Origin of the sequence: Prosthecobacter sp., from assembly GCF_046154365.1 — a bacterium.
GTDB lineage: Bacteria > Verrucomicrobiota > Verrucomicrobiia > Verrucomicrobiales > Verrucomicrobiaceae > Prosthecobacter.
This window is the reverse complement of the sequence record NZ_JBJXFV010000097.1, coordinates 11,401-24,215: the sequence shown is the minus strand read 5'-3', so window position 1 is coordinate 24,215 and position 12,815 is coordinate 11,401. Positions and strand designations below refer to the sequence as shown.

At 60.9% G+C, this 12,815-nt stretch carries 9 protein-coding genes; 5 read left to right on the top strand and 4 right to left on the bottom strand.

Translation table 11 applies throughout. The annotated features are described in order from the left end of the window. Positions 1-51 precede the first annotated feature (51 nt). Entirely contained in the window at positions 52-1,269 is a 1,218-nt protein-coding gene (locus ACKVY0_RS12370; RefSeq protein WP_409215128.1) for an exo-alpha-sialidase, read from the top strand. A gap of 8 nt (positions 1,270-1,277) precedes the next feature. On the opposite strand, the gene ACKVY0_RS12365 is transcribed toward ACKVY0_RS12370, so the two are convergent. Then, entirely contained in the window at positions 1,278-3,371 is a 2,094-nt protein-coding gene (locus ACKVY0_RS12365) for a DUF1549 domain-containing protein (protein WP_409215127.1), read from the bottom strand. A 99-nt stretch (positions 3,372-3,470) separates the two neighbouring features. Between ACKVY0_RS12365 and ACKVY0_RS12360 the strand changes: the two genes are divergently transcribed. From ACKVY0_RS12360 to ACKVY0_RS12350, 3 genes are all read left to right on the top strand, one after another. Further along, a complete protein-coding gene (locus ACKVY0_RS12360; RefSeq protein WP_409215126.1) occupies positions 3,471-4,871 on the top strand; it encodes a DUF1501 domain-containing protein in 1,401 nt (466 codons plus the stop codon). Continuing rightward, entirely contained in the window at positions 4,868-5,005 is a 138-nt protein-coding gene (locus tag ACKVY0_RS12355; RefSeq protein ID WP_409215125.1) for a hypothetical protein, read from the top strand. Before ACKVY0_RS12360 ends, ACKVY0_RS12355 begins: the two co-directional genes overlap by 4 nt. Before the next feature lie 121 nt (positions 5,006-5,126). Continuing rightward, positions 5,127-5,408, top strand: coding sequence for an alpha/beta hydrolase-fold protein (locus tag ACKVY0_RS12350; protein ID WP_409215124.1), 282 nt, complete (start codon positions 5,127-5,129; stop codon positions 5,406-5,408). A 235-nt stretch (positions 5,409-5,643) separates the two neighbouring features. Here the strand turns inward: ACKVY0_RS12350 and ACKVY0_RS12345 are convergent, their stop codons facing one another. Next, a complete protein-coding gene (locus ACKVY0_RS12345) occupies positions 5,644-7,419 on the bottom strand; it encodes a hypothetical protein (RefSeq protein ID WP_409215123.1) in 1,776 nt (591 codons plus the stop codon). Between the two features lie 50 nt (positions 7,420-7,469). After that, positions 7,470-8,408, bottom strand: coding sequence for a polymer-forming cytoskeletal protein (locus tag ACKVY0_RS12340; RefSeq protein ID WP_409215122.1), 939 nt, complete (start codon positions 8,406-8,408; stop codon positions 7,470-7,472). Between the two features lie 167 nt (positions 8,409-8,575). Between ACKVY0_RS12340 and ACKVY0_RS12335 the strand changes: the two genes are divergently transcribed. Then, positions 8,576-9,781 carry a homoserine O-acetyltransferase MetX gene (locus ACKVY0_RS12335; RefSeq protein ID WP_409215121.1) on the top strand — a complete coding sequence of 402 codons (1,206 nt, stop codon included), beginning with the start codon at positions 8,576-8,578 and terminating at the stop codon, positions 9,779-9,781. Between the two features lie 34 nt (positions 9,782-9,815). On the opposite strand, the gene ACKVY0_RS12330 is transcribed toward ACKVY0_RS12335, so the two are convergent. Next, positions 9,816-12,746, bottom strand: a complete 2,931-nt coding sequence (locus tag ACKVY0_RS12330; RefSeq protein WP_409215120.1) for a PVC-type heme-binding CxxCH protein — start codon at positions 12,744-12,746, stop codon at positions 9,816-9,818. Positions 12,747-12,815: the final 69 nt, after the last annotated feature.

Below are 12,815 nucleotides of genomic sequence, written 5' to 3'. Positions count from 1 at the left end.
TCCAAAATGCCGACCCAAAGAAAGTAATTCCGTGGCAGTCGTATTCCTCCCGTGAAATTGTTCCTCATTCTGGCGATCGCCCTTTCGTCATTCGCTGTCCGGCATGCCTCATTCGCAGAATCACCAGTCACCATTCTCGATCTACCCGGCTCCGGCACGCATCCGGCTGCCATCGACTACGCGAATCTGCCGCGTTTGAATGGGACCGCTGCTGTCGTGAATCACGCGGCGCCCGGGCCTTATGCGCGAACGCCGGACAAGATCGATTTGCTCGATTTGCGCCTGAATCTTCACAACTACCTCGTTCATCACGACGGCAAGTTTTGGTGCATCTGGAGCGATGGCCCCAAGGTCGAGGATGAGCCGACTCAGGAAATCAAATACGCCACGAGCAAGGACGGCGTGACCTGGAGCGCGGCGAAATCCGTGACCGGCACGCCCGCTGCGCCCTACGCATTCATTGCGCGCGGACTGTGGGTGCGCGACGGCGAACTGCTCGCGCTCGGCGCGCATTACAAAGGCAAGGGCGCCTTCGGCGCGGACAAGGAATTGCAGTTGCAGGCCTTCGTGTGGAACGAGAAGAGCGGGCAGTGGAAGTTCCGCGGCAAGCTCTACGACGATGCGATCAACAACTTTGCCCCGCAGCCGCTTCCTTCCGGCGATTGGATCGTCACCCGGCGCGACTCGCGGTTCAACGTCACCATGATGATCGGCGGTCGCAGGGCGCTCGATGACTGGCAAACCTTCCCGGTCGTGCAGATCGGCGAACTGAAAGGCTTCCGCCCCGACGAACCTATCATCTGGATGCAGCCGGACCACACGCTGCAGGCGCTCTTCCGCGACAACGGCGGCTCGTCGCGCCTCTTCCACTCCACTTCGACCGATCAGGGCCGCACCTGGGCGGTGCCCGCGTTGACAAATTTCCCCAACGCAACCAGCAAAATCTTCTCCCTTCAAACGAGCCGCGGCTTCCGGGTGCTGGTGCTGAACGCGAACCCGAAGGTCAGCCGGCGCGAACTGCATCTCGCCGTAAGCGAGGACGGAAAAACATTCACACGTCTCGCCCTGCTCGAGGTCCCCACACCGCCGCCGGTCCCCGAATCGGTCTCGCGAATCCAGCACAAATTCCGCGCGGGCATTTCGACGCTGCAATATCCGCACGTCATCGAGCAGGATGGCCGGTTGCTGATCGCGCTCTCCCGCTTGAAGACACAGATCGAAGTATTCAGCGTGTCTCTCGACAATGTGGCGGCCTTGCTGAAGAAGTGACGCTCACCTCACTGCACGAACAAAAACTGCTGCCCGTTCAGCAGCGCATAAACGACGTCCTCCGTGCTCAAACCCGCAAGCTTCGCCTTCTCGGTTTTCGTGGGCTTGCGGGTCAGTAGAGCGAGATAGATGGCCTCAATCGGCTCCGGGGCATTTTTCAGCGAAAGTCTCAGTGCGCTCCATTCGCTGAGGGCGACGGGGATGAGGCTGCTGTTCATCAATTGCAGGGCTTGGGTGATGGAAGCGTCGGTGGAGGCGTTTTCGATGACTTCGCGGTCGCTTTGGCCGAACTCGCGCAGGAAATGGCCACCGCTGGCAGGTTGCTCGATCTCGGAGGCACGCAGGTAGCTGGCGCATTGCATGAAGCGGGCCTGGCTGAACTTCTCGCGGTCTTTCTCCGGAATGTTCCAGCGCTGTGCATCGGCGGGGAAGAGGTCGTCCCACTTCCGCAGATCGCGGAACTCCCGATACACCTTCTCGAACAAGTCACTGCCTTGCAGGCCAGCATCCGGGCCATCGAAGTTAGCGATGACGCGCTGCTCTTTGGCGGCGAGCTTCTTCGCGGCGGGAATGTGGACATGGGTGCGCACGGCATCACGTTGGTTGTTCTCGACGGTGGTCATCTGCTTGCTGATCTGCCTGATGAGTTCTTTGTCGCCAGCGGCTTTGGCGGCTTCGAGTTCCTTTTGCAGGCGCTGGGTGGTCTGCGCGTTTTGCACGTAGGTCGCAGCGGCGGTTTTGACGCCTTCAAAGATCTCGCCGGAGGTCATGAGCCGCTGGGCGACGATGGAGTCGCGGCCGATGGCGCGGTTGCGGCGCAGGTAGTCGCGAGTGATGCGATTCGGCACATCGGGCGTGACATTGATCAGCGTGACGAGGCTGTCCCAGGCCTGCTCCGCGCTCATGCGGCGCAAAATGGGGCCGATGAAGTGACTGGTCTCACCCGCCGCGATCTCAGCACGCACACACTCGGCCTGGTAAGCTCGTGTGTTCAGCAGCGTGCGCAAAAAGGCCTTCAAGTCGTAACGCAGCACCTTCATATGCTGCTCCAGCTCCTTTTGCAGCGCCGGAATGACGGGCACAGTGCTGTCCATGAGCTCATCGAGCGGTTCAATGTTGGCGAGGCCAAACAAGCGCTTCCACAGGCGGTTCACGACGACGATGGTGAAGCGTGGATTCTCCGGCGAGGTGACCCAGGTGGCAAAGGTGTCGAGATGCGCCTCGCCCGTGACCTGCGGCGGCGCTTTGCCGAACATGACAGCGGCCTTCACCTCGTCGTGCGGCTTGGCGTCGCTGTATTGATAGTCGTGCGGCAGTTTCAGCGGATGGTCCATCCACACCATGCCAGTGTAGGTTTGTGGGCTGAGCGAGTTCTCGATGGCGACGCCCATTTTGGGCCGCTCGGGACCTTTGTAGGGACCGACTTTGTTGAGCGCCTCGCGGAACAGAGGGATTTTCTTCCAGTGACTGAACTCATTGCCAAAGGTGAACGCCGCCATGTGGTAGAAGTCCATCTGCGACCATTTGTCGAAGGGATGATTGTGGCACTGTGCGCACTCGATGCGTGTGCCGAGGAAGATGCGCGTGAGGTTGGCCAAATTGTCCAGCGGCATGCCGGTGTCCCGCAGGTAGAACGACGTGCCCGGTGCATCAAAGATGTCGCCACGCGCCGCGAGCATCTCACGCACCCATTGATCATAGGGTTTGTTCGTCCGCAGTGAATCGCGGGTGAGATCGCAAAACACGGCATGATGCCCGCGCCGCGTGAGCTGGGACTGCGCACGAAGCACGTCCGCCCAGTAATTGAACCAATGCAGCGCATAGCCATCGCTGGCCAGCAGTCGGTCAATGAGCCGCGCTCGCTTGTCCGCACTCGAATCCGCCAAAAACGCCCGCGCCTCCTCCAGCGTCGGGATTCGTCCGATCACATCCAAGTACACGCGTCGCAGAAAAACCTCGTCCGCGGCCGGCGCGTTCGGTTTGAGGCCCCTTTTCTGCCAATGCGCCTCCAAAATGCCATCGAGCCGCGCACTGGCCTCGTCCGCCCGGAGGGTGACGAAGGAGGAGAAAAGCCAAAGCAGCGTGAAAACGGCAAATCGCATGAGAGATGGCAACGAAACGTTCTAAGACGCCACACTTTGTCAGGGAGGGTTGAGCGATGATGTATGGAAAATGAAGCGAACCACGTTTGATTCTGCGACATGACCTCCCCACTTCATCGACGCGCCTTTCTTGGCAAAACTTCCCAAGGCCTCGGGGCCGTTGCATTGGCTTCGTTGCTCAAACCGGCCTCCGCAGCGCCCACGCCGGGTGTTTTAAAAACCTTGCCGCTGCCGCAGAAGGCGAAGCGCGTGATCTGGCTGACAATGGCGGGCGGACCATCGCATTTGGAGACGTTTGATCCGAAGCCGAAGCTGGCGGAGATGGATGGCAAGCCGATGCCGGAGTCGTTCACGAAGGGACAGCAGCTCGCGCAGCTTCAAGGCAAGCCGCTGAACTGCTTCGGGCCGCAGCACAAGTTCGCGAAGTTCGGGAAGAACCAGATCGAGATTTGTGAGATGTTTCCGCAGATCGGCAGCGTCATTGATGACATCTGCCTCATTCGCAGCATGACCACGGACGCGATCAATCACGACCCCGCGCACATGTTCATGAACACCGGCTCGCAAATCGCCGGTCGGCCGAGCATGGGTTCATGGATCACGTATGGACTTGGAACGGAAGCGGCGGATTTGCCGGGCTTCGTCGTACTGACATCACTGGGCCAAGGCGGGCAGAACCAGCCCATCGCGGCTCGGCAGTGGAGCAGCGGCTTTTTGCCGTCGAAGTATCAAGGCGTGCAACTGAGGGCGAAGGGTGATCCCGTGTTGTATCTCACGAACCCGAACGGCGTCACGCGTGACCGCCAAGGAGCCGATGTGGCGGCGATCAATGCGATCAACAAGCAGCACGATGCGCTCGTCGATGATCCCGAGATCGCCACACGCATCGCGCAGTATGAAATGGCCTTCCAGATGCAGGCGAGTGTGCCCGATTTGATGGATGTGAGCGCTGAAGGAGCCAAAACGCTCGAACTCTACGGCTGCCAACCTGGTGATGGCTCCTTCGCGTCGAATTGCCTGCTCGCACGCCGACTCGCGGAGCGCGGCACGCGTTTCATCCAGCTTTATCACAAGGACTGGGACCACCACGGTGGTGTGAAGCTTGGCGTGGAGCAAAAGGCGAAGGAAATCGACCGCGCCTGCATGGCGTTGATCACCGATCTCAAACAGCGCGGCATGCTCGATGAAACGCTCATCGTCTGGGCCGGTGAATTCGGCCGCACGCCGATGTCGCAGGGCGGCAGCGGGCGTGATCATCACAACAAGGCCATGTCGGTTTGGATGGCTGGTGCTGGGATTCAGGGCGGCATCGTGCATGGCGCGACCGACGACCTCGGCTATGCCGCTGTGGAAAAAATCACCACCGTCCACGACCTCCAAGCCACCATGCTCCATCAGCTCGGCATCAAGCACGATGCCTTCAGCTTCAAGTTCCAGGGCCTCGATGCCCGCCTCAGCGGCGTCGAAGGCGCGAAGGTGATCAAGGACATTCTGGCATGAGTTTCCGCACCATCGAGATCTCCGACGCCACCTTGCTCGGCGACGGCATTCATCACGTCACGGTGAAGTCTGCGGTGTTGCACGGACGGGCCGACATCAGCTTTTATGTGCTGCCAGAGGTGAAGGCGGAGTAACTGCCGCTGGTGATCTTGCTGCACGGTGAGTATGGCAGTCACTGGGCGTGGTTGTTCAAGGGCGGGGCGCATCGCGTGCTGGACCGGGTCATCAATGAGGCAGGGTTTCGAGGAAGAAACGATGACTGAGTTCGATCTCACCGACCATGACCCACTGGCCGTGATTGATTGTGAGAAACTGAGCCAGCGCCTGCCGCATCTGCGTTTCGATTGCGGCAGCGACGATGCCTTGATCGAGCACAACCGCACGCTGCATCGCGATCTGGAGGCGGTGGGCATTCCGCATGTGTATGAGGAGTTCTCAGGCGGCCACACGTGGGACTACTGGCACGCGCATCTGGCGGACACGTTGCGGTTTTTCAGGGTATTCTCTGAAGGTCTGACACGAATGGCACTCGGATAAGGACGTGCCCCGAGCGGCTGGCCGCATTGGCGTAGGTTGGATGTGTTCGGCACCGTGCGCAGAGTTGGTCGAAGATGTCCTGCGCCGAACAATCCGGTTGGTTGGGGAGCTTTCGAACACACCCGGAGCCGAATAGTTTGGCGGCGGTCACCGCAGAAGTTGCGGCGCGTCATGCGCCAAACACATCCGGCCAACTATGAGGGCGCTCCTTCGAGTGCCATTCAGGTCTGACACGCTATTTCCGAATCGTGCGCGCCTTGTCGGTGTAGAAGACCATCGACAGGCTCAAATTTTCTTTGTCGCCAATCGGCGTGCCGACGAGCGGGATGGGGATTTTGAAGGGAAACTCGGGACTCGGGACAAAATCCTTGTCGAAGGCGAGCATGGGGCCGCGCATGATGAGGTCACGCCATTCAGAGTAAGGTCCGGTATAAAGATCGGTGATGCGTTCCACTTTGGCGGAGACCGGGGTCATGATGAAGCCGGCGAGCTTCGCGCCGCGTTCCTCGGCTTTTGTTTTCATGAGTTCGAGGTCGGCACGCTGCACAGGCAGGTTCACACAAGGCACGTCGGCATACCAGGCGACGAAGGCAGGTGAGTCGGAGATGATAAATTCATTCTTCTCGGTGAGCAGACGCACGAGGAAGACACGCTCCGGCAGGAAGGGCGGCCAGTGCGGTGGAATTTTGCCGCCCATGGTGAGACCGAACTTCATCAGCACGGGCAGATTCACCGCCAGTGGCAATGCGGTGATGAACAGCGCGGCGATGGGTGCGCCCCAGCGCGCCATGAATTCGCCGCTGATCTGAAACCGTGACCACAGCACCACGAGTATCGCGGAGCCGAAGGTGGTCATGGCGGGCATGAGCACGAGGTAGAGCGCGTTGTCGTCCTTCTCCTGCCCCACGAGGCCGAGCAGGCCCATGCCGAGGGCTGTGCAGGCAAAGACGACCGCCAGCAGCCAGCGTGCGGAGGCGGCGTCCGCCTTGCGAAAGCGATGCATGAGCGCGATGAAAAACAGCAGCGCCGGCACGACATAGCCGAGGTGCGCGTAGAGATGCCCGAGCTGCTCCTGCCAGCCGAGACCGACGCGACGCAGCAGATCATCCACCTGCAGCAGTGGCACGCTGGGCGAAAAGTCGCGCAGCAGCGAGTCATGCGCGACTGCGGACGATTGGGCCTGTAGCAGCGCCTTGATGCCACCGAGCGGATCGCCGCAGAGCTGCGCATGCCACCAGCCCCAGGCGACCAGCGCGAGCGCGGGGAACAGCGCCACCAAGATCACGCCCGCACGGCCACGCGGCAGAAACGCCGCCACGCCGATGAGGATGCCCAGCACGAGCCACAGCGCCATCCAGTGCGTAAGCACCATGAACGCACAGACGATGCCCAACAGCGCCTGCACCATGAGTGAACCGCGATTCTCTGCCGCACGGCCCGCTGCGGCGGCATACAAACGGAACGCCAGTGCAAACAATGGCAGCAGCATCGCACGCGGTGAGCCGCTGACCATCAGCTCCCACGCTGGCTCGCACACGAGCAGCGCGATGGCGGCGATGGCGGCAACTTGCTCATCAAACAGCCGCCGTGCGGCACCATGCGTGAAAAAAATCGTCAGCAGATACCAGGCGACCCCGAAGCAGGCGATCACTCGATCAAGCATGAAAATCGCCCCACCCTGGACCGGATCATAAACCTGCCACGTCTTCAAAAAGCGAAATGCCACGGACCACAGCAGCGGCTGCAATGGCGGCTGCACCGTTTCCGGCATGGCGAGTGGCGTCGGCTGTTTCTCCGCCGCTTCCAACTGCGCCCAGGCATAGGGCTGCACTACGCGCGTCTGATACGAACCCGTGCGGGCGAGCTGCCGTGCGACCTGCGCCTGGTTCATGCCTTCAGCACTGCTCAGGCCACGAAACGTGACAAACACATGCAGCAGCGCCATGACGAAGGCGGCGGCGTAAAACACCAGTCGAAGCAATGCGCCGGGGCCGGAGGAGTTGGGAGACATGCGCGCTACATTCCACATTCAGGGCCTGCGTGCCAAGAACGATCTCACATTCACTGATGTGATTCAAAGATCACACCGGCGCACCCCGCCTGTCCTTCCGTGCCCGCACAGCGCCAGTGCCAGCGCACCGACGGCTTCACGAAGGAGCCGAGTTCGCCTTCCAGAATGCGGAATTGACCCAGCAGCTCACCACCATCACGCACGACGAGCGAACGTGCCGCCACCGTGCCTGACAGCGTGCCGCCCGGCTCCAGCGTCACCGGTCCCTCACACACGAAATCACCCGACGCATGACCGGAGACCGTGATCGAACGCGCCCGCACCTCCTGCAAAAACGTCACCTCGCATCCTGCGGCCACTTCCAGGCTGTCGCATACGACGAAATCGGCGATCAGCCCGTCCGTGTCGATGGTGCGCGAGGGCAGCTCCAGCGTCTCCTGCTCGATGCGGCGGAGTTTTTTCAAACAAACCGGACACGATGGCGTGGAAAAATCGCCTGCGGTGGTGATGACGAACAGGAAATCGCTCTTATCTCCCGGCAGCGCCCGCACAGCGGCCTCTAGGCCGGCTGCATCCACTGCCTCGATGCGCAGTTCCTGAGCCGTGCGCAACGCCGCCGGACTGAAGCCCGACGGCGCGATCAAAATGCCACGTGTGTCGCGTGCAGTGCGCACTTCCTGCGCAAAACGTTGCACCGTCTCCGGCGTGGCGCCCCATTCGTTCCATGGGGCGATCTTGACCATCGCGCGACGCGGTTTCGCGGACTTCGGCGCTTCCAGCATGCCAAACAACACCGCGCCGTCCGGCATCACACGCGAACCTGCCAGTTCGCAGCCTGCTTCGGCGGCAATCGCCCGCGCCAGCTCCGACATGCGCGCCCAGTCCAGACCCGCGATCAACTCCGGCGACCAGCCGTCCAGCCGGTTCACCCCACCGCTCCGCCGCAGCGAAAAGCCGGCTTCTTCGAGGGTGACAAAGGGATCGAGCATGGGCTGGATGACTGGGAACTAGATACTGGTTGCTGGATGGCGATTCATTGACGGTACCAAAGCCGCACTCATCCAATAATCCACCACTCCATTCATCGAGTATCCAGAATCGAGCATCCAGTGATCCAGCTTGCCGCATCTCCAAAACCCTGTTTCTTCCGCGCCACATGTCGAAGGCCGCCAAAATAGAAGAAACCAAGTTTTTCCACACCGGAAGCGCGCAGGAACCGTTCGTGTTCGCGTCCGGCGACACGCTGCCCGGCATCACGGTGGCCTATGAGACCTACGGCAAACTCAACGCGACACGCAGCAACGCCATCCTGCTGTTCCACGCCCTCTCCGGCAGCCAGCATGCCGCCGGCATCACGCGCGAAGTCGCGGGCACCGACGCCCGCTGGACGGAGGACTGCCACACCGGCTGGTGGGATCTGTTCATCGGCCCCGACAAGGCGCTCGACACCAACCGCTACTTCATCATCTGCGCGAACTACCTCGGCGGCTGCTACGGCACCAGCGGCCCGGCTTCGCTCAATCCCGCCACCGGCCAGCCCTACGGCAGCAGTTTCCCGGCGGTGCGCACCAGCGATGTCGTGAACTCGCACCTCGCCCTGCTCGATCATCTCGGCATTCAGAAGCTGCACGCCGTCATCGGTTCCTCCATCGGCGGCCTGCTCGCCATCAATCTCGCCACCCTGCACCCGCAGCGGGTGAAACTCGTCATTCCCATCGCCAGCGGCTGCCGCACCACGGTGCTCACCCGCCTCACGTTGTTCGAGCAGGTGCTCGCCATCGAGAACGATCCGCACTTCAAAGGCGGCGATTATTATGACGGCGAACCACCCGAGTACGGCCTCGCCCTCGCCCGCATGATCAGCCACAAGACCTTCGTCCACCTCGACACCATTGAGCGCCGTGCGCGGCAGGATTTGAAGCATGGCGGCGACACGCTCTCGTGGTATCGCGTGCAGCACAACGTCGAGAGCTACATGCTGCATCAGGGCAAAAAATTTGTGAAACGCTTCGATGCGAACACCTACCTGCGCATCGCCGACATGTGGCTGCGCTTCGACCCGCTGCGCGACGCCGGCGTGGCATCGTATGCCGAGCTGTTCGCCCGCAGCGCCGCCGCCGGGCAGCACTACCTCGTCTTCAGCATCGACAGCGACTTCTGCTTCTACCCCGAGGAGCAGGCGGAACTAGTCAGTCATCTCGAACAAGCCGAGGTCTCAAACATGCACATCACCGTGCATTCGGACAAAGGCCACGACTCCTTCCTGCTCGAACCGCAACTCTACACCCCGCACCTCTCCTTCACCCTCGACGGCCGCTGGAACAAAGGTTCCCTCGATCGTCCGGTGCCGGAGGTGGAGTGATCAAAGGGATGCACCCAAAAGACTACATTCCGATTCACTTCAAACTGCGCAGCCACGCCACGAGATCGAGCAACTCCGGCTCCGGCAGCGTTTGATCGAGGCCCAGGGGCATAAGGCTCGTTGGGAGCGTCGTGTCGCCGGTGATGAGCTGATGGGCGATGGTTTTTTCCTGACCGGCGATGTCGATGACGAGCAGGCCTTCAGCCGTGTGGCTTTTGATGACGCCGAGGGTCTGCTGACCATCGCTGGTTTCGATGACATGAGCCTCGTAGTCGCGGGAGAGCGTGTTGCTGGGAAAGAGGATGCTTTCAAGCAGATCGCGCTCGGTGCGGATGGCACCGATGTGGGAGAGATCAGGACCGATGGGGCGGCCGATGTCGCCGATCTTGTGACAGGCGATGCAGGTGCCTTTGCCGCTGTCGAAATGCTTCCGCCCATTCATGGCGTTGCCGCTGGCGATGACTTTTTCGGCCAGCGGGCCGAGTTGGCGTTTCTTGGCTTCGGTGGCGGCGGCGGCGGTGTTGTAGGCGGGCAGGATGATGGTTTCAAAGAGGTCGGGCGGCAGATCGCTGAACGCGGTGCGGTACAAACTCTCCTGCTGGCTGGCGATGACGGGGTTTTTGGCGATCTCGCTGGCGAGGGTGCGACCGACTTCGGGTTCCTTCGATTTGCGCACGATGGCGAGGAGCGATTTGAGTTCGACCGGGCCGAGCGTGGCAAAGAGTGGCGCAAGTTCGAGCAGTTGCGGCTTCTGCAACGGTGCGGCGGCGATCATGCCGGCGGCCTGAATCTTCGCAGCGGCAGATGAGGTGGCATCGGCAAGCACGCCTTTGACCATCGTGAAGGTTTCGCCGGTGAGCTTGACACTCTTGGCGGAATCAAGCGCCTTCAAGCGGATGGAGAGCGGACGTTTGGTGTCGTTGGCGATGGCTTGGAGGGCGGTGTCGAAGTGCGGGGTCTTGAGTTTCTTGATGGCGTCGAGCACGAGCGGTGTCGGAGTCTCGGCGAGGAGCTTATCGAGCGCGGGGATCCATGTGTCGTTGCTGACGCCGGTGGTTTGAGCGGCGAGAATGCGAAGCGTGGATTGGGTGGTATCAGGATTCCCACTGTTCAACACCTCGGTGATTGAATCCTGCGATGCTTTGTCAGCGAGGGCCCGCACGGCTAGTTGCTCAAGTTTGGCGATCTGGTGCGGTTTCAATGGCGTGCTACGATCTTTTAGCCCGTCAGCGACGACATTCGACAGTTCCGGGCGCATGAACAAAGCGAACAAAGCCGCATCAACCACAGGATCGGAACGGCTCCGAAGCGCCACTTGCAGCACAGTTTCCAAAGCCTTGCCCTTGATTCCTCCAGCCAATGCAACGTGAATGGAACGCGCCAAGAAGAGTTTGGAGTGAAGTTTCCCAAACTTTGCGATGAATTCAGGGGTGCTGCCTTTTGGCGCCGCATGTTTCATCAGAGCAACCATGACCCAATTGTCGATCTTATTCCGATTGAGCTTCGCGAGGGCGTAAATGACCGCATGTTCAAGAGATGGATCGATTTCTTCAGCCAAGAGCCGTTCCAGCTCGAGATTGTGTGAGCGATCAGGCACAGGTGACTCGGCTATCGCCTGACAGGCACGAAGTTGTTCTTGAGGATCATTCAACATGAGACTCGGGGCCACTGTGTTCGATTTCGTATCAGCGATTCGAGAAGCCTTCATGGGCTTGATGCGATACACCGCACCAAGCAGATCCGACTTCGCCATCAGCGAACTGGGGCAGCCGATGCGGAACCAGCCGCCGGTGTCGATGAGGAGGAGGGAGCCATCGGCGTCCTCCATGACATCGGTGAGGTGGATGTCGGGGTTGTGGAGTTTGAGGAATTCGTTTTCGACGGCCTTGTAGGTGCTGCCTTCGGGGGTGAGTTCCATACGGACGAGGCGCTGGGTGTTGAAGTGGGTGACCATGAACTGCTGCGGTGTAGCCGCGCTCGCTAGAGCGTGGTCTGGGGACGCTCGATCCACGCTCTGGCGAGCGTGGCTACGGTAGTTGCGCCAAAAGCAGCAGCCGCTGACGGCAACGTGGCCGAAGTTGTACATGACGGGCATGGTTTCGAGCGTGCGCGGGAGATGGGCGATGGCCTTGAGCTGGTCGCCGCGCTCATAGACGCCGCCGTAGAGCCAGTGGATGATCGTGTCGCCGCGTGGTTGCGAGTAATAGAGGTTCTGGACGCCAATGATGTCGCCATCAGGAGTGAAATCGACTTCGACGGGGTTGTCACCGCAGCCGAGGGAGTGCCAGGCGATGTCGCTGCCGTCGGGCTGGCAGCTCCAGATGCCACAGGCGAGGGATTCATCGACGAGTGTGCCGTCTTTCTGTTTCACATCATGGCCTTTGCGGCCGTGGCACCAGTAGAGGCGGCCGTTGGGATGCAGGAAGGGACCGTGGACGTCGGCGGCGTTGCCGGTGTATTCGAAGCCGCCGACGATCATCTCGCGTTGGTCGGCGACGCCATCGTTGTCGGTGTCGGTGAGCTTCCAGAGGCCGGGCGGGGAGCAGACGTAGAGGCTGCCGTTGAGCCAGCACGCGCCCTGCGGGAAGGTCATCTTGTCGGCGAAGATCGTGCTCTTGTCGAAGCTGCCATCCTTGTCGGTGTCTTCGAGCATGAGGACGCGATTCGGTGGGTTCGCTTCGAGCTGCTTCTTGTTCCAGTTCACGCCGACGCCATCACCGATGAAGAGGCGGCCTTGGTCATCGAGACAGCCCATGATGGGATGAGTGACGAGGGGTGCGGCGGCGGCGATCTCCAATTTGTAGCCGCTGGGGAGGTCGTGAGCTGGAGTGCCCAGTGCGGAGTGCTCAGTGCTCAGTTTGACGACGACGGGACGTTTGCCGCTGGCGGGGATTTCGGTGGATTTGTCCGGCGGGAGATCGGCGGCGAGAGCGGGGACGGCGATGAGGAGGAGAAGGCGGCGCATGAGCCATGTACGCTGCATTTTCGACGGATCAGTCAGTTCGGACGGATCAGACCGGGCTGACATGGAGAG